Source organism: Mesorhizobium sp. B1-1-1, assembly GCF_006442955.1.
In the GTDB taxonomy this organism is placed as follows: Bacteria; Pseudomonadota; Alphaproteobacteria; order Rhizobiales; family Rhizobiaceae; genus Mesorhizobium.
On sequence record NZ_VFWW01000004.1, the window covers coordinates 59,961 to 84,565 of the forward strand.

Sequence of the window (24,605 nt, forward strand, 5' to 3'; positions counted from 1 at the left end):
CTCTTCCCTAGTCTAGTGGAGAGGAGGCTGTCAGCGCTCGCGCCAGTCTCTTCTCCCCAGCGGGGAGAAGGTGGCCGCGAAGCGACCGGATGAGGGGCGGGCTCGGCCTCAGACAATGCCACCGCTGCCGCCGGCAACGGCCGGGCGTTCCGCCGCGACCTTGGCGCGGTAGCCTGCCGCCCGGTAAGCGGCGACCGGATCGATGGCGCCGCCGGTGTTCAGCCGCGCCATGGCCAAGATCGGCTCGACATCGGTGCGGTAGGCTGATTTTAGCGTCTGCGTTGCCATCAGCGCGTCATTGCCGTCCTGAAAACCTTCAAGCGCCTTGCGGTCGACCAGCAGCGCCTGCGCGTAGGCGCGCTGCACCTCGACCGCGGACAGCATCAGGCTCTCGATCGGATCGGTGACGTTGTGGCTCTGGTCGAGCATATGCGCCGGATCGAAGCCGTCGGCGCCGGACAGTTCGGCGTCGACCAGTTCGTTGAAGACCAGGAACAGCCGGTAGGGGTCGATCGAACCGGCATCGAGGTCGTCGTCGCCATATTTCGAATCGTTGAAGTGGAAGCCGCCGAGTTTCCTGAACTGGATCAGCCGCGACACGATCATCTCGATGTTGACGTTGGGCGCGTGGTGGCCGAGGTCGACCAGGCAGAACGCCTTGTCGCCGAGTTCCTTGGCAATAATGTAATTGGTGCCCCAATCCTGCACGACGGTGGAATAGAAGGCAGGCTCGTATATCTTGTGTTCGGTAAACAGCTTCCAGTCAGCGGGCAGCCCGACATAGACCTCTTTCATGGCATCGAGATAGCGCTCGAACGCCTTGGCGAAGTTGACCTGGCCGGGGAAGTTCGAGCCGTCGCCGATCCACACCGTCAGCGCCTTCGACCCAAGCGTCTTGCCGATCTCGATGCATTCGAGATTGTGCTCGACCGCTTGCCGGCGCGTTCCGGCATCGGCATGCGAGAGCGAGCCGAATTTGTAGGACAGCTTTTGGTCCCTGGCGTCGGAGAACGTATTGGAGTTCATGGCGTCGAAGCCGAGGCCGAAACGCGAGGCCGCCTGCTTCAGCCGGTTCGGGTCGGCCTTGTCCCAGGGAATGTGCAGCGACACCGTCGGTGTCGCCTGCGTCAATTGCTTGATGACGGCGCAATCCTCGATCTTGTCGAAGATGTCGCGCGGTTCGCCGGCGCCGGGGAAACGGGCAAAGCGCGTGCCGCCGGTACCGACACCCCAGGAGGGGATCGCCACCGCGAATTTCTCGACCTTGTTTCGGATCGCGTCGATGGCGATGCCGCGACGGTCGAGCCGTTCGCCGAGCGAGGCGTAGTCACGCTCGAGGTCGGCCTTGCGCGCCGCGTTGTTTTTTTCGACGACGTCGGCCGAGATGATGGTTTCGGACACTGCTGTTCCTCCCAAATTTCGTTCAGCTGGCGCTGCCCCCATCCGCCTGCCGGCACCTTCTCCCCGTGAATGGGGAGAAGGAGGGCCTAGCGCGTAAAGCTTTGCGCGTTGCCGGCGTCGACATTGACGATGTTGCCGGTCGACTTGGCCGACATGTCGGAGGCGAAGAAATAGATCGCCTCGGCGATGTCCTCGGGAAACACCGAGCGCTTAAGCATCGAGCGCGAGCGGTAATGTTCCTCGAGGTCGTCGGTCGACATCTTGTAGGCGGCGGCGCGCTGTTCCTTCCACTCGCCGGACCAGATCTTGGAACCGCGCAGTACGGCGTCCGGATTGACGACGTTGACCCTGATCTGCGCCTCCGCGCCCTCCAGCGCCAGGCAGCGGGCGAGATGGATCTCGGCGGCCTTGGCGGTGCAATAGGCGGCAGCGTTCGGCGAGGCGGCAAGGCCGTTCTTGGAGGCGACGAAAACGACGTTGCCGCCGATCTTCTGCACCCTGAACAGCCGGAACGCTTCCCGCGAGACCAGGAAATAGCCCGTCGACAGGATGTCCATGTTCTTGTTCCACAGCGCCAGCGTCGTGTCCTCGATCGGCGCCGAGGAGGCGAGGCCGGCGTTGGAGACCAGAATATCGATGCCGCCGAACTCGACCGCCGTTTCGGCGAAGCCGGCGACGACCTGATCCTCCGACGTGACGTTGATGACCACGGGGCGGACAAAATCCTTGCCATAGGCCTTGGCCAGTTCCTGATTGGCGCTGGCAAGTGCTGTCTCGTCGATGTCGGCGAGCACCACGCAGGCGCCTTCGCGCAGCAGCCGGCTCGCCGTCGCGCGGCCGATGCCGCCCGCGCCGCCAGTGACGAGCGCGATCTTGCCGGCAAGAGCCTTGGGCTTCGGCATGCGCTGCAGCTTCAGATCCTCGAGCAGCCAGTATTCGATGTCGAAGGCTTCCTGCGCAGGCAGGCCGACATAGGAGGAGACGGTCGAGGCGCCGCGCATGACGTTGATGGCGTTGACGTAGAACTCCCCCGAAATGCGCGCCGTGGCCTTGTCGCCGGCGAAGGTGAACATGCCGACGCCGGGCATCAGATAGACGACGGCGTTGGGATCGCGGATGGCGGGCGAGTCCGCATGCTTGCAGCTGTCATAATAGGCCTGGTAGCCGACGCGGTATTCGGCAATGTCGTCGGCCAGCCGCGCGATGACGGCATCGACATCGGGCTTGGCCGGATCGAACTCGATGACCAGCGGCCGGATCTTGGTGCGCAGGAAATGGTCCGGGCATGAGGTGCCGAGTGCCGCCAGCGGGCGCAGATCCCTGGAATTGACGAATTCGAGCACGGCGGCGGAATCGTCGAAATGGCCGAGCTTATGACTCTTTTCCGAGATGAGGCCGCGGATCCTCGGCATCAGCTTCGCGGCGATGGCGCGGCGTTCGGCGGCGTCGAGCGACTTGACCGCTTCGCCACCGAAAATGGCGACGCCCTCGGAACGCCGCTCGAACCACTCGATCGCCTGGTTGATCACCGAGATCGTCGTTTCGTAGCATTCCTTCGGGCTGTCGCCCCAGGTGAACAGGCCGTGGCTTTCCAGGATCACGCCCTTGGCGGCTGGATGGTCGAGGCAGAATTTCTCCAGCCACAGGCCGAGTTCGAAGCCCGGCCGCTTCCACGGCAGCCAGCCTATGGCATCGCCGAAGATTTCTTTCGTCAAGGCCTTGGAATCTTTGGCGGCCGCGATGGCGATGATGGCGTCGGGATGCATGTGATCGACATAGGGCTTCGGCACGTAGGCATGCAGCGGCGTGTCGATCGAGGCCGCGCGCGGATTGAGATTGAAGGTGCAGTGGGGCAGATAACCCACCATCTCGTCTTCATGCTCGACGCCGCGATAAAGGCCTTTGAGGGCTCGCAATTTGTCCATGTAGAGCGTGGCAAAACCATCAAGCTTGATCGAAGCGCTGTCGCCGCCGGAGCCCTTCACCCACAGCACTTCCACGTCCTGTCCGGTGAGCGGATCCTGTTGCCGGATTTTCGACGATGTGTTGCCGCCGCCGTAATTGGTGACACGCTTGTCGGAGCCGAGCGTGTTCGAACGATAGACCAGAAGCTCGGGATCGCTCATCCCCCTTACCTTCGCATCATCCCAAAGATTGGCGAGGCGCGAGCCGGAGCGCTTGTCGAGCATGGGTAATCCTCCCTTGAAGCGCGGACGGTGCGCTCCTCTTTTCGTCGGGAATGTCTACGCAAGGCGGGGCTTTGTCAATCACAAACGATCAACATCAATCATATTGCACTGCACAATGAAATTATATGATCGGAAATGATTGACACTGCGCGATTTCTAATGCCAGATGGCCATGCAGGGAGGAACCATGCACGAAAAAGAGCGCCACAGGATCATTCTGTCCGCCGTCCAGGAAAAGCCTGTGGTGACGGTGCAGGAAATGGTCGACCTGACGGAGTCGTCCGAGGCGACGATCCGGCGCGATATCGCGGCCCTGCACGTGCAAAAGCGACTGCGCCGGGTGCGCGGCGGCGCCGAGGCGATCACGCCGCCACAGTTCATCGGCCTTGCCGGCCGGCCTTTTTCCGTCAACGAGACGCTCAACGCCGCGCAGAAGCGGGCGATAGCGCGGGAAGCGGTGGAGCTCTGCAAGGACGGCGAGCCGATCATCATCAACGGCGGCACCACCACCTTCCAGATGGTGCATTTCCTGACCGGCCGCCGCATGCCGATCTTCACCAATTCCTTCCCGATCGCCGAAAGCCTGCTCAAGCACTCCAAGAACACGGTGATGCTGTCCGGCGGCACCATCTACCGCGAGCAGAACATCATCCTGTCGCCCTTCGACAATGACGTGACGCGCAATTTCTACGCGCGCCGCATGTTCATGGGCGCCCAGGGGCTCGGGCCGCTCGGCCTGATGGAAGGCGATCCGCTGTTGATCCAGGCGGAGCAGAAGTTGATCGATCAGGCCGACGAGCTGGTGGTGCTGGTCGATTCCTCGAAATTCCGCAAACGCTCCAGCCTGATCCTGTGCGGCCTGTCGCGCATCGCCACCGTCATCACCGACGACGGCATCGAGGACCGCGAGGCAAAGATGCTCGAAACAGCGGGGGTAACGCTGATCGTCGCCCGCAAGTCGGCAAAGGAAGAATCTTCGCTGCAAGCCTGAGACACCCTCACGCCCGCAGCGGCGATGGAATGCAACGCTCAAGGGAGGAATATTCGATGAGCTTTCTGAAGAAACTGATGGTTACGGCGGCCTTTTCCGCCGCCATGGTCGTGAATGCCGCCTATGCCGAGAACGTCAAGATCGCGCTGGTGGTGAAGTCGCTCGGCAACGGCTTCTTCGACGCCGCCAACAAGGGCGCCGAAGAGGCGGCCAAGGAACTGGGCGATGTCGACATCATCTACACCGGCCCGACCAAGGCGACCGCCGAAGCGCAAATCGAGGTGGTCAATTCACTGATCGCGCAAAAGGTCAACGCTATCGCCATCTCGGCCAATGACGCCGACGCGCTGGTGCCGGTGCTGAAGAAGGCCATGGAGCGCGGCATCACCGTCATCTCCTGGGATTCGGGCGTCGCCAAGGAAGGCCGCCAGCTTCACCTGAACCCGTCCGACACCGGCCTGATCGGCGAGACCATCATCAAGCTCGCCGCCGACTATTTGCCGGAGGGCGGCGACGTCGCCATCCTGTCGGCCTCCTCGACCGCGACCAACCAGAATGCCTGGATCGACGCGGCCAAGAAGGTGCTGCCGGAGAAATTTCCGAAGATCAAGCTCGTCGCCACCGTCTATGGCGATGACGATTCGGCCAAGAGCACCGACGAAGCCAAGGGCCTCTTGAAGTCCTATCCGAACCTGAAGGCGATCATCGCGCCGACCACTGTCGGCGTCGTCGCCGCTGCCCAGGTCGTCACCGATGAGAAGCTGATCGGCAAGGTCAACGTCACTGGCCTCGCGCTGCCGTCGGAGTTCAAGAAGTTCATCGACAACGGCGCTTCACAGGCCGTGGCTCTTTGGAACCCGATCGACCTCGGTTACTCCGCCGTCTACCTCGCCCATGATCTGGCGGTGAAGAAGGAAGAGGCCAAGCCCGGTGCGACGCTGTCGATCGGCCGCGTCGGCAAAGTCACGCTCGACGACACCAATTCGGCTGCGATGGCTCCGCCCTTCCAGTTCGACAAGACCAACATCGAGAAGTTCTCCAAGATCTACTGATCCGGAGCTTCAAGCTGACGCGGCGGGGTTCACGCCCCGCCGCAACTTCAAACGCACCTTGTTTCAGGGCTTGATACGACCATGGACACGACAGCCCAACACGGCACGGTGAAGGACGGGCCCCTGGCCTCCACGCCGCGCCTGACGCTGTCCGGCATCTCGAAGAGCTTTCCCGGCGTGCGCGCGCTGCACAATGTCAGCCTCTCGCTCTATCCGGGCAAGGTGACGGCGCTGATCGGCGAGAACGGCGCCGGCAAGTCGACGCTGGTCAAGATCATGACCGGCATCTACCAGCCCGATGCGGGCACGATCAGCATAGACGGGCAGGACGTCACCCTGCCCAGCGCGCACGCCGCCTTCGGCCATGGCGTTACCGCCATCCATCAGGAAACCGTGCTGTTCGACGATCTGACGGTCGCCGAAAACATCTTTCTCGGCCATGCGCCGCGCACCCGCTTTGGCACCATCGACTGGCGCACCATGCGCAGAAATGCGCGCGAAGTGCTCGACACCATGCATGCCCGCCATATCGACGCCGATGCAAGGCTGAAGGACCTCGGCATCGCCAACAAGCATCTCGTTGCCGTGGCGCGGGCCATGTCGATCGACGCGCAGATCGTCATCATGGACGAACCGACGGCCGCCCTTTCGATGAAGGAGATCGAAGAGCTCTTTTTGCTGATCGAGTTCCTCAAGAGCGAAGGCAAGGCGATCCTGTTCATCAGCCACAAGTTCGACGAGATCTACCGCATCGCCGACCGCTACACCGTGTTCCGCGACGGCGAGATGGTCGGCGAAGGGCTGATCAAGGATGCCGCCCAGAGCCAGATCGTGCGCATGATGGTGGGCCGTGCGGTCGATCACATCTTTCCACAGCGCAAGGCCGAGATCGGCGCGCAGGTGCTGTCGGTCTCCGGCCTGTCGCACCCCACCGAATTCAACGACATCGGTTTCGAACTGCACAAGGGCGAGATTCTCGGCTTCTACGGTCTTGTGGGCGCCGGCCGCAGCGAGGTGATGCAGGCGATTTCAGGGATCACTCGCACCTCCGGCGGCACGATCACGCTGGACGGCAAGTCGATCGTGCCGAAATCGGCGGCGGATTCGATCGAGGCCGGCATCGTCTACGTGCCGGAGGAACGCGGCAAGCAAGGCGTGGTGATCGGCCTGCCCATCTTCCAGAATGTTTCTCTCCCGTCGCTGGCACGCACCTCCAAATCCGGCGTGCTGCGGCTGGCGGAGGAATTTTCGCTCGCCCGCTCCTACACCGAGCGGCTCGACCTCAGGGCCTCCTCGCTCAGCCAGGATGTCGGCACGCTGTCGGGCGGCAACCAGCAGAAGATCGTCATTGCCAAATGGCTGGCGACCACGCCCAAGGTCATCATCCTGGACGAGCCGACCAAGGGCATCGACATCGGCTCCAAGGCCGCCGTGCACGGCTTCATGGCCGAGCTGGTGGCGCAAGGCCTGTCGGTTATCATGGTGTCGTCGGAGCTGCCCGAAATCCTCGGCATGTCCGACCGCGTCGTCGTCATGCGCGAGGGCCTTGTCGCGGCCGTCTACGACAACAACGGACTGGACGCCGAGACGCTGGTCCGGACGGCGGCGGGGATCGCGGCATGAAAACTTTGCTGAAATATCGCGAAATCTGGTTGCTGGCGGCCATCGTCGTGCTGATCGGGCTGATCTCGACGCGTTTTCCCGCCTTCGCCGACCCCGGCAATTTGCGCCAGGTGTTCAACGACACCTCGATCCTGATGATCCTGGCGCTCGGGCAGATGGTGGTCATCCTGACCCGTTCGATCGACCTGTCGATGGCGTCGAACCTCTGCTTTACCGGCATGGTGGTGGCGATGCTGAACGCCGCTCACCCGGCGATCCCGATCCCGCTGCTGATCGTCATTGCCCTGGTCGTCGGCCTGGTGCTCGGCGCCATCAACGGCCTTCTGGTGTGGCGGCTGAACATCCCCTCGATCGTGGTGACATTGGGCACGCTGACCATCTATCGCGGTGCCACCTTCGTCATCTCCGGCGGCGCCTGGGTCAATGCCGACAAGATGAGCCCCGAGTTCATCGGCTTCCAACGCGCGGCCTTACTCGGCATTCCGGTGCTGTCCTGGATCGCCATTCTGGTCATCGCGCTGTTCTTCATCCTGATGACGCGCACCGCGCTCGGCCGCTCGATCTATGCCATCGGCGTCAATCCTACGGCGTCGGTTTATGCCGGCATCGATGTCGGGCGGACGAAATTCATCGTCTTCTGCATCTCCGGCATGATCGGCGGGCTCGCCGGCTATCTCTGGATCTCACGCTACGTGATCGCCTCGGTCGAGGTCGCCAATGGCTACGAGCTCAACATCATCGCCGCTTGCGTCATCGGCGGCATCTCGATTGCCGGCGGCATCGGTTCGGTCGGGGGCGCGGTGTTGGGGGCGCTGTTCCTGGGCATCATCTCCAACGCGCTGCCGGTCATCAACATCTCGCCCTTCTGGCAGATGGCGATTTCGGGCAGCGCCATCATCCTCGCCGTCGTGCTCAACGCGCGCGGCGAACGCCAGCAGGGCCGCATCATCCTGAGAAAAATGGAGGCGGCATGAGCGACGTCCCTGCCCCGCGCCACATTCCGGACCGGCTCGACAAGCCGTTTCGTTCGGCGATCTTTTCCTGGGAAGCGCTGCTGGTCGTGGTGGCCCTCGCCATCTTCGCCATCAACAGCTTCGCCTCGCCCTATTTCCTCGACCCCTATTCGCTGTCGGACCTGACCTTCAACTTCACCGAGAAGGGCCTGATCGCCTTCGCCATGGCGCTGCTGATCATTTCGGGCGAGATCGACCTGTCGGTCGCCGCCATCATCGCGCTGGCCTCGACCATGATGGGCATGGCGGTGCAGGCCGGCGCCGGAACGCCGGTGCTGGTGGCGATCGGCATCGTCGTCGGGCTCGGCTGCGGCGCCTTCAACGGCCTGCTGGTCACGAGGCTTGGCCTGCCCTCGATCGTCGTCACCATCGGCACGATGAGCCTGTTTCGAGGCATCGCCTTCATCATCCTCGGCGACCAGGCCTACAAGGGTTATCCCGAGAGCTTCGCCTTCTTCGGCCAGGGTTACGTCCGGTGGGTGGTGTCGTTCGAATTGGTGCTCTTTCTCATCGCCGCCGTCGTCTACTGGTTCGTGCTGCACCGCACGAGTTTCGGCCGCCGCGTCTTCGCCATCGGCAACAATCCGGTCGCGGCACAGTTTTCCGGCGTGCGTGTCGGCCGCATCAAGTTCATCCTGTTCTGCCTGACCGGGCTGATGTCCGGCATCGCCTCTGTGCTGATCACCTCCCGGCTCGGTTCGACCCGTCCCTCGATCGCGCAGGGCTATGAGCTGGAAGTCATCACCATGGTGGTGCTTGGCGGCGTCAGCATCCTTGGCGGCGCAGGCAGCATTGTCGGCGTCGTGCTCGCCGCCTTCATCATGGGGCTGGTGACCTTCGGGCTCGGCCTGCTCAACGTGCCCGGCATCGTCATGTCGATCTTCATCGGCCTGCTCCTGATCATCGTCATCGCGCTGCCGATCGTCTGGCGGCGGCTGCGCGGGGGACACTGATGGCCGAAAAATACGCGTTCAAGATGATGCTCAAGCCCGGCATGAAGGCGGAATACAAGAAGCGTCACGACGAGATATGGCCATCGCTGGTCGCGCTGTTGAAGCAGGCCGGGGTTTCCGACTATTCCATCCATCTCGACGAGGAGACCAACATCCTGTTCGGCGTGCTGTGGCGGCGGGACGACCATGGCATGGCCGACCTGCCGAAGCATCCGGTGATGCAGCGCTGGTGGGCAGACATGGCCGACCTCATGGAGACCAGGCCTGACAATGAGCCGGTGGCCGTGCCCCTGGAAACCATGTTCCACATGGCATGAGTGCCCCGCGCCACATCGCCGTCATCGACATCGGCAAGACCAACGCCAAGGTGGCGCTGGTCGACCTCGCCACGCTGCGCGAGGTCTCGCTGCGCCGAGTGGCGAACGCGCCGGTGCGGCAAGCCCGCTACCCGCATCACGACGTCGAGGCGCTGTGGGCCTTCATCCTCGACAGTCTTGCCGATCTCAACCGCGAACAGACCATCGACGCCGTTTCGATCACTACCCATGGCGCGACGGGCGCTCTGGTTGAGGCCTCCGGCGAACTGGTGTTGCCCGTGCTCGACTACGAATTCGACGGCCCCGAGGAACTCGCGGCCGAGTATGACGCGATCCGTCCGCCCTTCGCTGAAACCGGCACGCCGCGGCTGCCGCTCGGCCTCAATCTCGGCGCGCAATTCTTCTGGCAGCAGAAGCGCTTTCCGACGGAATTCGCCAGGGCAACGGCGATGTTGATGTATCCCCAATATTGGGCGCTGCGGCTGACCGGCATCGCCGCCAACGAGGTGACCTCGCTCGGCTGCCACACCGATCTGTGGAACCCGTGGAAAGCGGATTTTTCGGCAATGATCGACCGCCTCGGTTGGCGCGCGTTGATGGCGCCGGTGCGGCCGGCAAGGGACCGGCTCGGCCCGCTCCTGCCGGCGCTTGCCGAGCGAACGGGGCTCGATCCGCAGACGCCCGTGTTCTGCGGCCTGCACGATTCCAACGCCTCGCTGCTGCCGCATCTTCTCGCCGACGCGCCGCCTTTTAGCGTCGTCTCGACCGGCACCTGGGTGGTGTCGATGTCGGTCAGCGGCAGATCGGTGGCGCTCGACCCGGCGCGTGATACGCTGGTCAACGTCAACGCGCTGGGCGATCCCGTGCCATCGGCGCGCTTCATGGGCGGCCGCGAATTTTCCGTGCTGACGGATGATCAGCCGGAGAACTCGACCGAAGACGATGTCGGGGCCGTGCTGGCAAAAAGGACGCTGCTGCTGCCATCGACACAACAGGGGTCGGGACCGTTCCCGCATCATGCGGCGGCGTGGCTCAACGCTGACGGCATGAACAGCGGCCAGCGCTTTGCCGCCATCTCTTTCTATCTGGCGCTGATGACGGCGACCTGCCTCGATCTGATCGGCGCCGACGGCCCGACCATTGTCGAAGGCCCTTTCGCCCGCAACCGGCTCTTTGTCGGCATGCTGGCGGCGGCGACCGCCAGAAGCGTCGTCGCCTCCGAAGCCGCGACCGGCACCAGCATCGGCGCCGCGTTGCTGGCATCGGACAAGGCTGAGGCGCATGGCAAGGGTTTGAGACAAGAACCGCCGGTCGACCCCGCCTTGACGGATTATGCAAGCACCTGGCGTGCGGCGGTCGAAGGGCGGGGCTAACTCCGGATCCGCTTGCCTAGTCTTCATAGACCAGCCCCTGTGGATCGATTTCGGGCTTTCGGCCGGCGACGAGGTCGGCGAGGAATTTGCCCGAGCCGCAGGCCATGGTCCATCCGACATGGCCGTGGCCGGTGTCGAGATAGAGATTTTTGTAGCGGGCCCGGCCGATGACCGGCACGGAATTGGGCATCATCGGCCGCAGGCCCGCCCAGAACATGGCCTTCTTCTCGTCGAAGGCGCCAGGGAAAAGATCCTTGCCGGTGCTGATGATGGTATTGAAGTCAGCGGGCTTGAAGCTTCGGTCAAAGCCGGTGAACTCGGCCGTCGAGGACATCCGCAAGCGGTTGCCCAGCCTGGAATAGCCGATCAGCCGGTCCTCGTCGGCGCCGCCCATGGTCGGCCCCTTGCTTTCGTCCTCCAGGGGAATCGTCGCCGTATAGCCTTTCACTGGATAGACCGGCAGGTCGATGCCGTAGCGGCGGCCGAGCAGGCCGCTTTCCGGGCCCATTGCGATGACAACCACATCGCCGGCCACCGGGCCTGACGAGGTGATGACGGCCCGCACCCTGTCGCCTTCGATATCGAAACCTTCGACCGTGGTGCCGAACCGGAACTCGGCGCCAAGCCTCTCGGTCGCATAGGCGGCGAGCCTGTCGACAAACAGTTTGGAATCGCCAGTCTGGTCAGTGGGCGAATAAACCCCGCCGGCTATCTTGTCCTTCACCCCGGCAAGCCCCGGCTCCAGTTCGACCAGCCGGTCGCGCCCGACGATCTCGATCGGCAAGCCATGCTCGGCAAGATAGCGATAATTGTCGGTCCCGGTGTCGAGACTCTTCTGCGAGCGGAAGAAGTAGAGGATGCCCTTCTTGCGCTCGTCATAGTGGATGCCGGTCGCCTCCGACAGCGCATTGATGCAGTCGCGCGAATAGAGCGCGAGCCGCAGCTTGACGTCGGTGTTGGCGCGCAGGCGCGCCACCGTGCACTGGCGCAGGAAGCGCAGGCTCCAGGCGAGAAAATAGGGATCGAAGCGCAGTCGCACCTTGATGCCGAGATCGTGGTTGTAGAGCCCGCGCAGGAAGGTCTTCAGCGCCGCCGGGGAAGCCCAGGCGGTGGCATCGCCCGGCGACACCAGCCCGGCATTCGACTGGCTGGTGCCCCGCGCCGGCGCCGGATGACGCTCGATGACGGTGACCTCATGGCCGTCGCTCGCCAGATAGTAGGCGGCCGCCGTGCCGACGACGCCGGCCCCGAGCACCGTTATCTTCATGTCGTCCCCCCAAAAAAGGTCGAACCGGGCAGCGCGCTTCCGCACCCTCCGCGAACGCTTCCATAGCGCTTCGCGGAGCGGCTTGCGAGCCCTTGGGAAAACCCGCTCAACCGCGTGCGGAATTCTTCCCCGTCAGGATACGCTCCCAGGCGAGCGCATCTGCAACGATCTGGTCGAGATCGTCGCGTTGCGGCGTCCAGCCGAGTTCCGTCCGGGCGAGATCGGAATTGGCAACCACCGCGGCGGCGTCACCGGGGCGGCGCTCGCCCGTCCTGACCTCGAAATCATGGCCGAAGGCGCGGCGCACGCTCTCGATCACCTCCAGCACCGAGTAGCCGTGGCTGTAGCCGCAATTGGCGACGAGGCTCGCGCCCCCGGCGCGCAGCCGCTCAAGGGCCAGGCGATGCGCCGCGGCCAGGTCGCTGACATGGATATAATCGCGCATGCAGGTGCCGTCGGGCGTCGGATAATCGGTGCCGTACACCTGCATGAACGGCCGCTTGCCGAGCGCCGTCTCGCAAGCGACCTTGATCAGATGCGTGGCGCCCGGCGTCGACTGGCCGGTGCGCCCCCTGGGATCGGCGCCCGCGACGTTGAAATAGCGCAGCGCCGTGTAGCGCAGGCCATGCGCGATCGCCGCATCGCGCAGCATCCATTCGCTCATCAGCTTGGAGAGGCCGTAGGGCGATTCCGGCGTCAGGCTGGCATCCTCGCGCACCGGTTCCAGCCCAGCGCCGCCATAGACGGCGGCGGTCGAGGAGAAGATGAAGTTCGGTACGCCCTCGCGCACCGCCGTTTCGATCAGCGTGCGCGTCTTGCAGGTGTTGTTCTCGTAGTAGCCGAGCGGATCGGCGACGGATTCGGGAACGACGATCGAGCCCGCGAAATGGATGATCGCGTCGACATTGTTGTCGCGGATGATGGAGCCGACCAATTCCTTGTCGGCGACGTCGCCGACGACCAGCTTTGCCTCCGGTGCCACCGCCCATTCGAAACCGGTCGAAAGCCGGTCGAGAACGACCACGCTTTCGCCCGCATCCAGCAATTCCCAGACCATATGGCTGCCGATATAGCCGGCGCCGCCTGTCACCAAAACCGTCATTCCGCGTCCTCGCATTCAAGATCTATCGGAAACTGTCTCAACACCCGCTCTACTGGAAAGCCCGCCCTATGACCAATAAAACCCTGCGTAACCGACTTGGCCGGCATATGGCATCATGTCGAAACAAAAGCGCCCTACAGGCCGTTATCGCCAGGAAATAGGCCATGATCCGCCCCTCGTTAGGAACAGGTGCGGGGCGTGGCATTTTGACCAAAACGGGCCGGTGGACGGCCAATCGGGCAATGATTATGATCCAGCCCAAAACTGGGAAGCCGACATGAATTATCAGCGGTTCTTCGAGGACGCGATCGACCAGCTCCATGCGGAACGACGCTACCGCGTCTTTGCCGACCTCGAGCGCATAGCGGGCAAATTTCCGCGTGCCATCTGGCGCGCCAACGGCCGCGCAGAGGAAATCACCGTCTGGTGCTCCAACGACTATCTCGGCATGGGCCAGCACCCGGATGTCATCGCAGCGTTTCAGAACGCGGCGGGCCGGATGGGTTCGGGCGCCGGCGGCACCCGCAACATCTCCGGCACCAGCAATCCGCTGGTCGAACTCGAGCATGAGCTCGCCGACCTGCACGACAAGGAAGCCGCGCTGGTCTTCACCTCCGGTTTTGTCTCCAACGAGGCCTCGATCTCGACCATCGCGCGGCTTTTGCCCAACTGCCTGATCATCTCGGACGAGTTGAACCATGCCTCGATGATCGAAGGCGTGCGGCGCTCGGGCGCGGAAAAGAAGATTTTTCGCCACAACGATGTCGCGCACCTGGAAAGCCTGCTGCAGGCGGCGGGCCGCGAACGCGCCAAGCTGATCGTGTTCGAGAGCGTCTATTCGATGGATGGCGATATCGCGCCGATCAGAGAGATCGTCGACCTCGCCGAGCGCTATAACGCCATGACCTATATCGACGAGGTCCACGCCGTGGGCATGTATGGTCCGCGCGGCGGCGGCATCACCGAGCGGGAAGGCCTCGCCGACCGCATCGACATCATCGAGGGCACGCTCGCCAAGGCTTTCGGCACGCTGGGCGGCTACATCACCGGCACGAGCGCTGTCATCGACGCCGTGCGCTCCTATGCGCCGGGCTTCATCTTCACCACCGCGCTGCCGCCGGCCATCGCCGCCGCTGCCACTACCTCGATCCGTCATCTCAAGCGCTCGCAGGCCGAGCGTGACGCCCAGCAGCAGCAGGCGACGCGGACCAAGCAGATCCTCTCCGCCGCCGGCCTCCCGGTGATGGAATCGGCGACCCACATCGTGCCAGTGCTGGTTGGCGACCCCGAGCTTTGCAAGATGGCAAGCGACCGGCTGCTCGGCGTGCACGGCATCTACATCCAGCCGATCAACTATCCGACCGTGCCGCGCGGCACGGAGCGGCTGCGCATCACGCCGACGCCGTTCCATTCGGATGCGCTGATCGCCGAGCTGCAGGACGCCCTGGTCGAGACCTGGGACGCGCTCGGCATTTCCTATGGTTCAGCAGGACGACCTTCCGTGGCCAAGACCGACCGGATCATTCCCCTGCTGGTGCCCAAGTCAGGCGGCTGAAGCCGTTTGAAACTCCACTCCGGCGGCCATCTGGCGCGCCGGAGCGACTTTCAATTCGGGCTTCGTCAACCTCTCAAACAGCCGTCATCCACTTCGCCAGCCGGTGCGCCGCCTCCTCGAGCTGGTCGAGACGGCGGTGGAAGCACAGCCTGAGGAAGGCTTCGCCGCCCGGGCCGAAGGCCGTGCCCGGCGCCAGGCCGACATTGGCCTTGTCGACAATCTCGAAGGCGGCGCTGCGCGAATCGGTGATGCCGTCCACCCTGAAGAACAGGTAGAAAGCACCTTGCGGCACGGTGAACCGGGCGCGGTCGGTGGCGCCGAGAATGCCGCAGACCAGATCGCGCGCCTTCCTAGCCCTCTCCACCTGTTCGGCGACGAAGACATCGCCTTCATCGAGCGCCGCGACCGCGCCGCGCTGCATGAACTGGGCGACACCTGAATTCGAATACTGGATCAGGTTCTCGAACACCTGCTGCAAGCTCGGATGGGTCTTGATCCAGCCGACGCGCCAGCCGGTCATCGCCCAGTTCTTGGAGAAGCTGTTCACGAACAGGATGCGGTCCTCTGCGGTCGCGATGTCGAGGAAGGACGGCGCGCGGCCTTGGCCATAGTGGAACAGCGAATAGATCTCGTCGGCGATGATCCAAAGGCCATTTGCCCGGGCGAGATCGAGAATGGCGCGCAAAGTCTCATGGTCGGCGGTCCAGCCGGTCGGATTGGACGGCGTGTTGATGAACAGCGCCCTGGTCCTGGGCGTGATGGCGGCCGCGATCTTCTCGACGTCGCACGACCAGCCATTGCCGGATTGATCGAGCGTGACCGGCACCGGCACTGCACCGGCGATGGCGGCGGCGGCGTCGAAATTCGGCCAGGCGGGCGACAGATAGATCACCTCGTCGCCGGCACCGGCGAGCGCGTCGAGCGCAAGCTGGATCGCATGCATGCCCGAGCCGGTGACGATGAATTCGTCCTCGGCGAAGTGTTTGCCGAAATGCCTCTGGTAATAGCGGGCAAGCGCCTGCCTGAGATCGGGGATGCCCCTCTGCCAGGTGTAGAACGTCTCGCCACCGGCCAGCGCCTTCGACGCGGCATCGGTGATGAAGGACGGCGTCGGCAGATCGCCCTCGCCGGCCCAGAGCGGGATCAAGCCGTCGCGCAGCCTGCCATAGTTGACGACGGCGACGATACCGCTTTCAGGCGCAGCCAGGGCCTCGGGGCGCAGGTTCTGGATCAGGGTCATGGGCAGGTCCGTTCGAACAGGGATAGCATGCCGGCTGTTCTACTACGGGCGAAAGCAAAAAACCCCGGCCGTGAACGACCGGGGTTTTGGTCCAGAAGAACCTGATGTCTTTATCTCCTGGCGAGCAGATCGCGGATTTCGGTCAGAAGCTGCACATCGGCAGGCGGCGGCGCGGCGGCAGGCGCGGGCTTTTCGGCCTCCAGGCGCCTGCGCAGGTTGTTCACCGCCTTGACCATCAAGAAGATGATGAATGCGAGGATGAGAAAGTTCAGCACGACGGTGATGAAGCTGCCATAGGCGAAGACGGCGCCCTCTTTCTTTGCCTCCGCCAGCGTGCCCGAGTGGACGTTCGAGGACAGTCCGAAGAAGTAGTTGTTGAAGTCCAACCCACCGAAAATCGCGCCCACGATCGGCATGATGATGTCGTTGACAAGGGAATCGACGATCCTGCCGAAAGCAGCGCCGATGATGACGCCGACGGCCAGGTCCATCACATTGCCCTTGGAAATGAATTCCTGGAATTCTTTCAGCATTTCGACCCTCCTTGCCATGATCGGCCGCATTCTCCAGCGCCGGCCAAGCCCACAATAGCAAAAACCTCCGGTTGCAAAACCGGAAAAAGGGCCAAGGCACCGGTTTGTTTTTACCCGCATCATCAGACGTCCATGCGCCGAACGCCGCGATGGACTCAGCTTCCAAGCTGTGGTTGCGTGCGGTGAGCGGGCGTCGAGCCGGCCAGGGAGGAAGCGCGAGCCGTGCAGGGCTTGTTCATCGTTGTCATCGCGATCGCTTATGTGACGCTTCTGTTCGCCATCGCCAGCCTTGGCGACCGCCGCTCGGCCAGCTCCGGGCCCGGTCGCGCACGTCCGTTCATCTACGCGCTCAGCCTGGCCATCTATTGCACCTCCTGGACGTTTTTCGGTTCTGTCGGCCTGTCTTCCGAGCGCGGCCTGGAGTTCCTCGGCATCTATACCGGCCCGGTGCTGGTGTTCGTGTTCGGTTTTCCCTTGCTCAACCGTCTCGTGCGGCTGGCCAAGACCGAGAAGATCACCTCGATCGCCGACTTCCTCGGCGCGCGCTATGGCAAGAGCTTCACCGTGGCCGCCATCGCCACGCTGATCGCGACCATCGGCGCGGTGCCCTATATCGCGCTGCAGCTGAAGGCGATCTCCGGTTCCGTCAGCCTGATGGTCGAGCATTACACCGGCTCGCCGCCCTCGTTCGATCCTTTCGTCAGCGACATCTCGCTGGTGGTCGCCATGCTGCTGGCGCTGTTCGCGGTGCTGTTCGGCACGCGCCACGCCGACGCCACCGAGCACCAGGACGGGCTGGTGCTGGCGGTGGCGGTCGAAACCGTGGTCAAGCTTGCCGCCTTCCTGGCGATCGGCCTGATGGTCACTTTCCTGATCTTCGGCGGGCCCGGCGACATGTTCGGCAAGCTGGCCGAAAACGGCCAGGTGCGGCAGGCGATGAGCTATTCGACGTCACTCGCCACCTGGCTGGTGCTGACCTGCCTGAGTGGCTTCGCTATCATCCTTCTGCCCCGGCAATTCTACGTCACCATCGTCGAGAACCGCAGCGAGGCGGAACTGCGCACCGCGACATGGGTGTTTCCGCTCTATCTGGTGGCGATCAACCTGTTCGTGCTGCCGATCGCCTTCGCCGGACTGTCGCTGGTCGGCACGAAGACGAGCAGCGACCTATATGTGCTGTCGCTGCCCTTGTTCGGCGGTCACGATTTCCTGGCCATGGCTGCCTTCATCGGCGGCCTGTCGGCGGCCACCGCCATGGTCATCGTCGAGAGCGTGGCGCTGTCGATCATGATCTCCAACGACCTCATCATCCCGCTGTTCGTGCGGCGGCTGCTGAGGACGACGTCTTCCGAAAACGAGGACTGGTCGACGCTCATCCTCAACGTGCGGCGGGCATCGATCTTCATCATGCTTTTCATCGCCTTCCTCTACTACCGCGAGAGCACCGACAGCGCGCGGCTGTCGTCGATCGGCCTGATGTCGTTCGCGGCGATCGCGCAATTCGCGCCGGCGCTGATCGGCGGGCTGATCTGGCGCGGCGCCAATGGCAGGGGCGCGGCCCTCGGCATGGTCGCCGGCATCCTGATCTGGGGCTACACGCTGCTGTTGCCATCGCTCGTCGCGCCCGAAACCGGCATATTGGTGCATGGCCTGTTCGGCTTCGAAGCGCTGCGGCCGCAGGCGCTGTTCGGCACCGTTGCGGAGCCGTTGAACCACGGCGTGCTGTGGAGCCTGTCGATCAACGCACTGTTTTTCGTGCTGGGCTCGCTGTCGCGCGCCGCGGTGCCGCTGGAGCGCATCCAGGCGTCGATCTTCGTGCCGCGCGAAGCCGGGCCGATGCCCAGCCTGCGCCGTTTCCGCACCGCCGTCACCGTCAACGACCTGAAGGACACCATCGCGCGCTATCTCGGCGTGCAGCGCACCGAGCGGTCGTTCCAGTCCTTCGAAAAGACCACCAACGTCATCCTGCATGGCAATGAGCAAGCCAGCATGGACGTCATCCGCTTTTCCGAGCAGCTTTTGGCCAGCGCCGTCGGCTCTTCGTCGGCGCGGCTGATCCTGTCGCTGCTGTTTCGCCGCCACGACCGCGAATCCAGGGATGCCTTCCGGCTGCTCGACGACGCCACGGAAGCGTTGCAACACAATCGCGACCTGTTGCAGATCGCGCTCGACCAGATGGAACAGGGCATCACCGTCTTCGACCGGGATTTCCGGCTGATCTGCTGGAACCGCCAGTACCGCGAGCTGTTCGACCTGCCCGACGACATGGGCCAGGTCGGCGTCTCGCTCGACCAGATCCTGCGCCATCTGGCGGAGCGCGGCGATATCCCGACCGACCAGCGGGTGACGATGCTCAACCGGCTGACCAGCTTCGTCAGCCCCTGGCAGATGGAACTGAAGACCAGCGGCCGGATCCTGGAGCTGCGCTCCAACCCGATGCCGGACGGCGGCATCGTCGCCACCTATGCCGACATTTCCGGCCGCGTCGAGCAGGACCTGGCGCTGAAGCGGGCGAACGAGTCGCTGGAACAGCGGGTGAAGACCCGCACCATCGAACTGACCAGGGTCAACGAGGAGTTGACCCGGGTCAACGAGGAACTGGCGCAGGCGCAGATGCTTGCCGAGGAGGCCAATCTGGGCAAGACGCGCTTCCTCGCCGCGGCCGGCCACGACATCCTTCAACCGCTCAACGCCGCCAGGCTCTACTGCTCGTCGTTGATCGAAAAGGCCGGCAAGGGCCCGGCCGGCAAGGCCGCGGTCAACATCGACTCCTCGCTGGAATCGGTCGAGACCATTCTGGGCGCCGTGCTCGACATTTCCCGCCTCGATGCCGGTGCCATGAAACCGGACGACACGGCCTTCAACCTAGACGCATTGCTGCGCCAGATCGGCAATGATTTCCGGCCGCTTGCCGCGGAAAAGCAACTCAAGCTGACGATCATGCCCTCGTCGCTGACAGTGATGACGGATCGCAACCTGTTGCGCCGCCTGATCCAGAACCTCGTTTCCAACGCCATCAAATACACACGTCACGGCCGCATCCTGGTTGGCGTGCGGCGGCGCGGCGAACTGGCGGAAATCCAGGTGATCGACACTGGCATCGGCATTGCCGGCGACAAGCTGAACACGGTGTTTCGCGAATTCACCCGGCTGGACGAAGGCGCGCGCGAGGCCGAAGGCCTCGGCCTCGGCCTTTCGATCGTCGATCGCATCGCGCGGGTGCTGAGGCTTGAAATCCGTATTTTCTCCAATCCGGGCAAGGGCACGCGCTTTTCCGTCATCCTGCCGGTGGCGGCCGTGCAGGAACCGAAACGCGAGGTCGAAACCAGGGCGCCGGCCCGCGCGGCGGCTTCGCTGGCCGGACTGAGCGTGCTGTGTATCGACAACGACGCCCGCATCCTGGAAGGCATGCGGCTGCTGCTCGAAGGCTGGGGCTGCGCCGTCGAGACCGTGTCCGGCACAACGAACCGGGATATCGCGATCCGCCGCCCGGACATTGTCCTTGCCGACTATCATCTCGATGGCGAAACCGGCCTCGACGCCATCGTCGGGCTGCGAGCGATCCACGGCGACGACCTGCCCGCCGTGCTGGTCACCGCCGACCGTTCCAACGAGGTACGCACGGCGGCGGCCGGGCTCGACGTCCCGGTGATCAACAAGCCGCTCAAACCGGCCGTGCTGCGCTCGATGATGGCCAGGGTCAGGCCGCTGGCGCCGGCGGCGGAGTAACTGTCAGATCTGCTTCATTTCGGCCCCGCCGACGGCGCCCAGGCTTCGAGATAGGCGCAAAACATGTCGGCCATCGCTTCGGCATGGCTTCTATCTCTGCCGACGGGCGAGGCGTTTCCGAAAAACTGGTCGCCGGGCCGACATCCGCATAACCATCCGCCAGGTTCGGGCGCTCAGCTCACCGGCTGCAGCGGATCGCTGCCGATCTTGGACAGCAGGATCACCGCCTGGGTGCGGCTGTCGACGCCGAGCTTCTGCAATATCGCCGAGACATGCGCCTTGATCGTCGCCTCTGAGACGCCGAGCTCATAGGCGATCTGCTTGTTGAGAAGGCCTTCCGCCAGCATGCCGAGCACGCGGGTTTGCTGCGGCGTGAGCGCCTGCAAGCGCTTGATCAGGTCCGATATTTCGGGATCGCGCTCGACACCGAGATCGATGCCGGCCGGTGCCGCGATATCGCCCGCAAGGACCGATCGCACGGCGTCGCGGATTTCCTCCATGCTGGCCGATTTGGAGATGAAACCGGACGCGCCGAGGTCGAGCGCGCGCCGGATGGTCGCCGGGTCGTCATGGGCGGAGACCACCACCAGCGGCGCCGCCGGATGGATGCCGCGCAACGAGATCAGGCCGGAAAGGCCGCTCGCGCCCGGCATCGACAGGTCGAGCAGCACCAGATCGACCTCCTCGTTGGCCACGACCAGCGCCTTGGCGCTTTCGAAATCGCCGGCTTCGTGAATAGCGGTGACATTGCCGATGCCGGCAAGCGCTTCGCGCAACGCACCGCGAAACAGCGGGTGATCGTCGGCGATGACGAAAGAATAGCCTGATGGCAAATATCCCTCCCCGGATCCCTTGATGGTCTTCTGTTTTCTCGGGACCTGATGCAACGATTATGAGGCGCTTCGCGCTGTTTTCAAGCAGCAAAGCCGGCGCACCGGATTTCCCCAGACGGCCTGTCTTCAGGTCTTCTGCGAGTTGGGTTTGGCGCCGTCGCCGCTGTCCTTGTCCATATCTTTGACGATGCCCATGAAGCCCTTCAGGAAACGCTCCATGTAGCTCATCGTCTTGTTGAAATCCTCCTCGCTCGGCAATGTCGATTCGAGGCGGGCCGAGAGCGAATTCTCGAGCCTGGTGACGCGCTCGTCCATGGCTTTCATCGAGGTTTGCAGGCGATCGACCTCGTCCTGGAAGGCAGCGCGTTCATCGGCCGCCATCTTGCAGACGAGTTGGCCGGAGCGCTCCTCGCAGATCGACATCGCGCCCGTCTGTGTGTCCATGCGGACATAGCCGTTGGCGGATTTCTCCAGACGGTAGCGGTCGGCCTCCTCGGAAAAGGCGGACGCCGCGACCAGCGAAACGAGCGCGGCGGGGATCAAGATGTGCTGCAGACGCATGTTGTCCTCCATGGCCAAAGCCTGAGATATCGCATGTTTGCGCCGGAAATGGGGAAGATCCTTGGCACGGCCTTCCCCGCACGGCTGGTTCGGACTATAGCGCAACCATGTCTCAGATTATCTACAAGATAACCCCGGAAGGGCCTTGGCGCGAGGCCGAAGCGAACGGCCGCTTCACCGGAGCGCCGATCGATGTCGCCGACGGCTTCATCCATTTCTCCACGGCGGCACAGGTCAAAGAGACGGCGGCGAAACATTTTGCCGGCCAGGCGGCGCTTCTGCTGGTCGCCATCGACGGGACCAGCCTGGGCGATGCGCTAAAATACGAGGCCTCCCGCGGCGGCGCGCTGTTTCCGCACCTCTACGGCGTGCTCGACCTGAAAGCAGTGCTGTGGGTCCGGCCGCTCCCGCTCGGCGCCGACGGCACCCACCAGTTCCCCGCGCTGGAGGCCGAATGAGCGTGCTCGACCGGATTGGCCAGAAGCTGCTCTTCACGTTCGACCCGGAAACCGCGCATGGCCTGTCGATCGCGGCGCTGCGCTGTGGCCTGCCGGTCGGCGCACGGACGGCGCGCGACGCACGGCTGAAGGTCAGCCTCTGCGGCCTCGATTTTCCCAATCCGCTCGGCATGGCTGCCGGTTATGACAAGAATGCCGAGGTGCCCGATGCGCTTCTCGGCCTCGGCTTCGGCTTTGCCGAGGTCGGCACGGTGACGCCGCTGCCGCAGCGTGGCAATCCGAAGCCGCGCATCTTCCGGTTGCCGGCGGATGAAGCGGTGATCAACCGGCTCGGCTTCAACAATGAAGGCCATGCGGCCGCCGAAAAGCGCCTTGCCGGCCGCGAGGGGCGCTCCGGTATCGTCGGCATCAACATCGGCGCCAACAAGGACAGCGCCGACCGCGTCAGTGACTATGAGCGCGGCGTCATCCGCTTCGCGCCTTACGCCAGCTATCTCACCGTCAATATTTCCTCGCCCAATACGCCCGGCCTGCGCACCATGCAGGCGCGCGAACAGCTTGGCGAGCTCCTGTCGCGCGTCATGGCCGCGCGCGTCGCAGCGGCAAGGCAGCCGCCGGTGTTTCTCAAGATTGCGCCTGACCTGGTCGAAGCCGAGCTGGAAGACATCGCCGCCGAGGTCACCCAGAAGGCCATAGACGGCATCATCGTGTCCAACACCACCATTTCTCGCCCGGCGCTACGCTCCAGCGGCGCGGCAAGCGAGACCGGCGGGCTTTCCGGCCGGCCGCTGTTCGAGCGCTCGACCATCGTGCTGGCCCGTATGCGCAGGCTGCTGGGGCCGGACATGGCCATCATCGGCGTGGGTGGGGTCAATTCCGCCGAGACGGCGCTCGAGAAGATCCGCGCCGGCGCCGATCTCGTCCAGCTTTACACCGGCATGATCTATGCCGGGCCGGCGCTGCCGGGGCGCATCGTCGCCGGCATGGCGCGTTTCGCCGAGACGGAACGGCTCAAGTCCATCAGCGACTTGCGCGACCGTCATCTCGACCAATGGGCTTCAAGGTCGCTCAACTGAACGCCGTCCGCAGCCGTAGCCGCAGGATGGCCAGCAGGCTGAGGCCACGCACCAGCAGGAAGACATGCAATGCCGCCCAGAGGCCATGATTGCCGAAAGCGGGCGCCAGCGTCATCAGCGCGGCGGCGAAGGCCAGGAAAGACAAAAGCATCATGTTGCGCATGTCGCGCGACCAGGTCGCGCCGATGAAGACGCCGTCCATCTGGAAAGCCAGCACGCCGCTCAGTGCGGTGAAGGCCGCCCAGGGCAGGTAGGTGTCGGCCACCGAGCGGACCTCCTGCGATGTGGTGACGACGGCAACCAAATTGGCACCGGCCAGCAGAAGCACCAGGGTTGCGGCGCCCGCCAATCCGAAACCCCAGAACAGGGTCAACCGCACCGCGCGCCGGAACGGGTGCTCAGCCCGCGCACCGACGGCGCGGCCGGCGAGCTGTTCCGCGGCGGTGGCGAAACCGTCGAGGAAATAGCCTGCGACGAGGAAAAAATTCATCAGCACGGCGTTGGCGGCCAGCGTGACCGTGCCGAATTGCGCACCCTGGCGGGTGAACAGCGCAAAGGCGGCAAGCAGCGAGAACGAGCGGATCATGATATCGCGGTTGAGCGACAGCATGCGCAGGAACGCGCTCATGTCGAGCAGGCGTTGGCGTGGCACGGGCGGGCTTGCCCTGAACCGCCTGATGACGATGGCGAGGCCGAGCAACATGGCCAGGAATTCGCCGGTGACGGTTGCCCAGGCAACGCCGGCGACGCCCCAGCCAAGCTCCAGGCCAAGCAGGATGCAGAGCGCGATGTTGATGCCGTTCAGCACCAGCTGCAGAACCAACCCGAGACCGCCCTCGCCTCGGCCGAGGACATAGCCTAGAATGGCGTAGTTGATCAGCGAGAATGGTGCCGCGAGCAATCTGATGCCGATATAGACGCCCATCGCCTCGCTGACGGGCGGCCCGGCATCCATGAACCACCGCCCGCCGGCCGCGATCAGCGGCGAAAGCGCAGCCAGCACGATGCCGGCGACAACAGCGATCAGCACCGCGCGCCAGAACACCGCCTGTTCCTCCAGCGCGTCGTTGCGCCCGAAAGCCTGGGCGACCAGACCGGTGGTGCCGGAGCGCAGGAAATTGAAGGTGGTGAAGACGACGTCGAAGACCAGCGCGCCTGCCGCCAGGCCGCCAAGCAAGGCGGCGTCGCCGAGCTGTCCGACAACAGCCGTATCGACCATGCCGAGCAGCGGCGTCGTCAGGTAGGCGAGCGTCATCGGCACGGCGATGACGAGAACCGTGCGGTTGGTGACGACAAAGGAGCTGGCGTCGGCTGGGATTGCACCCTTCTCCAAAGAATT

Annotated in this window: 20 protein-coding genes; 11 read left to right on the plus strand and 9 right to left on the minus strand. The window is 63.9% G+C overall.

Annotation, left to right across the window (positions count from 1 at the left end):
• Positions 1 to 108 precede the first annotated feature (108 nt).
• Together rhaI and FJ986_RS08640 are read right to left on the minus strand one after the other, a co-directional pair.
• Positions 109 to 1,443: an L-rhamnose catabolism isomerase gene (gene rhaI / locus FJ986_RS08635; protein WP_140666510.1), complete on the minus strand. Its 1,335-nt coding sequence runs from the start codon at positions 1,441 to 1,443 to the stop codon at positions 109 to 111.
• Positions 1,444 to 1,487: 44 nt separating this feature from the next.
• Entirely contained in the window at positions 1,488 to 3,590 is a 2,103-nt protein-coding gene (locus FJ986_RS08640; RefSeq protein WP_140673993.1) for a bifunctional rhamnulose-1-phosphate aldolase/short-chain dehydrogenase, read from the minus strand.
• Between the two features lie 187 nt (positions 3,591 to 3,777).
• On the opposite strand from FJ986_RS08640, the gene FJ986_RS08645 reads away from it, so the two are divergent.
• The 7 genes from FJ986_RS08645 (at position 3,778) to FJ986_RS08675 (ending at position 10,912) form a co-directional block, all read left to right on the plus strand.
• Entirely contained in the window at positions 3,778 to 4,581 is an 804-nt protein-coding gene (locus tag FJ986_RS08645) for a DeoR/GlpR family DNA-binding transcription regulator (RefSeq protein ID WP_140496559.1), read from the plus strand.
• A 56-nt stretch (positions 4,582 to 4,637) separates the two neighbouring features.
• Positions 4,638 to 5,633, plus strand: a complete 996-nt coding sequence (rhaS, locus tag FJ986_RS08650) for a rhamnose ABC transporter substrate-binding protein (protein ID WP_140496561.1) — start codon at positions 4,638 to 4,640, stop codon at positions 5,631 to 5,633.
• Positions 5,634 to 5,714: 81 nt separating this feature from the next.
• On the plus strand, positions 5,715 to 7,256 hold the full coding sequence (locus FJ986_RS08655; RefSeq protein WP_140673995.1) for a sugar ABC transporter ATP-binding protein: 1,542 nt from the start codon (positions 5,715 to 5,717) through the stop codon (positions 7,254 to 7,256).
• Positions 7,253 to 8,230 (plus strand): ABC transporter permease, encoded by a 978-nt coding sequence (locus tag FJ986_RS08660; RefSeq protein ID WP_140564780.1) that lies wholly within the window; start codon positions 7,253 to 7,255, stop codon positions 8,228 to 8,230. The genes FJ986_RS08655 and FJ986_RS08660 overlap by 4 nt, the downstream gene beginning before the upstream one ends.
• Positions 8,227 to 9,222: an ABC transporter permease gene (locus tag FJ986_RS08665; RefSeq protein ID WP_140557654.1), complete on the plus strand. Its 996-nt coding sequence runs from the start codon at positions 8,227 to 8,229 to the stop codon at positions 9,220 to 9,222. Before FJ986_RS08660 ends, FJ986_RS08665 begins: the two co-directional genes overlap by 4 nt.
• Positions 9,222 to 9,539 (plus strand): L-rhamnose mutarotase, encoded by a 318-nt coding sequence (rhaM, locus tag FJ986_RS08670; RefSeq protein WP_140496569.1) that lies wholly within the window; start codon positions 9,222 to 9,224, stop codon positions 9,537 to 9,539. Before FJ986_RS08665 ends, rhaM begins: the two co-directional genes overlap by 1 nt.
• Positions 9,536 to 10,912: an FGGY-family carbohydrate kinase gene (locus tag FJ986_RS08675; protein ID WP_140666504.1), complete on the plus strand. Its 1,377-nt coding sequence runs from the start codon at positions 9,536 to 9,538 to the stop codon at positions 10,910 to 10,912. Before rhaM ends, FJ986_RS08675 begins: the two co-directional genes overlap by 4 nt.
• A gap of 16 nt (positions 10,913 to 10,928) precedes the next feature.
• On the opposite strand, the gene FJ986_RS08680 is transcribed toward FJ986_RS08675, so the two are convergent.
• Together FJ986_RS08680 and galE are read right to left on the minus strand one after the other, a co-directional pair.
• Positions 10,929 to 12,179 (minus strand): D-amino acid dehydrogenase, encoded by a 1,251-nt coding sequence (locus FJ986_RS08680; protein WP_140666502.1) that lies wholly within the window; start codon positions 12,177 to 12,179, stop codon positions 10,929 to 10,931.
• Between the two features lie 106 nt (positions 12,180 to 12,285).
• Positions 12,286 to 13,281, minus strand: a complete 996-nt coding sequence (gene galE, locus FJ986_RS08685; RefSeq protein WP_140666500.1) for a UDP-glucose 4-epimerase GalE — start codon at positions 13,279 to 13,281, stop codon at positions 12,286 to 12,288.
• A 277-nt stretch (positions 13,282 to 13,558) separates the two neighbouring features.
• Here galE and hemA point away from each other — a divergent pair, with 277 nt between their 5' ends.
• Complete coding sequence (hemA, locus tag FJ986_RS08690; RefSeq protein ID WP_140513285.1) at positions 13,559 to 14,836, plus strand: 5-aminolevulinate synthase; 1,278 nt, start codon at positions 13,559 to 13,561, stop codon at positions 14,834 to 14,836.
• Between the two features lie 73 nt (positions 14,837 to 14,909).
• Here the strand turns inward: hemA and FJ986_RS08695 are convergent, their stop codons facing one another.
• Together FJ986_RS08695 and mscL are read right to left on the minus strand one after the other, a co-directional pair.
• Positions 14,910 to 16,076 carry a pyridoxal phosphate-dependent aminotransferase gene (locus FJ986_RS08695; protein ID WP_140496579.1) on the minus strand — a complete coding sequence of 389 codons (1,167 nt, stop codon included), beginning with the start codon at positions 16,074 to 16,076 and terminating at the stop codon, positions 14,910 to 14,912.
• A gap of 110 nt (positions 16,077 to 16,186) precedes the next feature.
• On the minus strand, positions 16,187 to 16,609 hold the full coding sequence (mscL, locus tag FJ986_RS08700) for a large conductance mechanosensitive channel protein MscL (protein ID WP_140496583.1): 423 nt from the start codon (positions 16,607 to 16,609) through the stop codon (positions 16,187 to 16,189).
• 222 nt (positions 16,610 to 16,831) lie between these two features.
• On the opposite strand from mscL, the gene FJ986_RS08705 reads away from it, so the two are divergent.
• Complete coding sequence (locus tag FJ986_RS08705) at positions 16,832 to 20,338, plus strand: PAS domain-containing hybrid sensor histidine kinase/response regulator (protein WP_140663888.1); 3,507 nt, start codon at positions 16,832 to 16,834, stop codon at positions 20,336 to 20,338.
• Positions 20,339 to 20,511: 173 nt separating this feature from the next.
• On the opposite strand, the gene FJ986_RS08710 is transcribed toward FJ986_RS08705, so the two are convergent.
• Both FJ986_RS08710 and FJ986_RS08715 read right to left on the minus strand, forming a co-directional pair.
• Entirely contained in the window at positions 20,512 to 21,171 is a 660-nt protein-coding gene (locus FJ986_RS08710; protein ID WP_140513279.1) for a response regulator transcription factor, read from the minus strand.
• Between the two features lie 126 nt (positions 21,172 to 21,297).
• The gene (locus tag FJ986_RS08715; protein ID WP_140513277.1) at positions 21,298 to 21,732 is read right to left on the minus strand and encodes a hypothetical protein; all 435 of its coding nucleotides are present in this window, start codon (positions 21,730 to 21,732) and stop codon (positions 21,298 to 21,300) included.
• Positions 21,733 to 21,839: 107 nt separating this feature from the next.
• On the opposite strand from FJ986_RS08715, the gene FJ986_RS08720 reads away from it, so the two are divergent.
• Both FJ986_RS08720 and FJ986_RS08725 read left to right on the plus strand, forming a co-directional pair.
• Positions 21,840 to 22,190 (plus strand): DUF952 domain-containing protein, encoded by a 351-nt coding sequence (locus FJ986_RS08720; RefSeq protein ID WP_140564788.1) that lies wholly within the window; start codon positions 21,840 to 21,842, stop codon positions 22,188 to 22,190.
• Positions 22,187 to 23,266, plus strand: a complete 1,080-nt coding sequence (locus FJ986_RS08725) for a quinone-dependent dihydroorotate dehydrogenase (RefSeq protein WP_140673997.1) — start codon at positions 22,187 to 22,189, stop codon at positions 23,264 to 23,266. Before FJ986_RS08720 ends, FJ986_RS08725 begins: the two co-directional genes overlap by 4 nt.
• Here the strand turns inward: FJ986_RS08725 and FJ986_RS08730 are convergent.
• On the minus strand, positions 23,259 to 24,599 hold the full coding sequence (locus FJ986_RS08730) for an MATE family efflux transporter (protein ID WP_140673999.1): 1,341 nt from the start codon (positions 24,597 to 24,599) through the stop codon (positions 23,259 to 23,261). The genes FJ986_RS08725 and FJ986_RS08730 overlap by 8 nt on opposite strands.
• Positions 24,600 to 24,605: the final 6 nt, after the last annotated feature.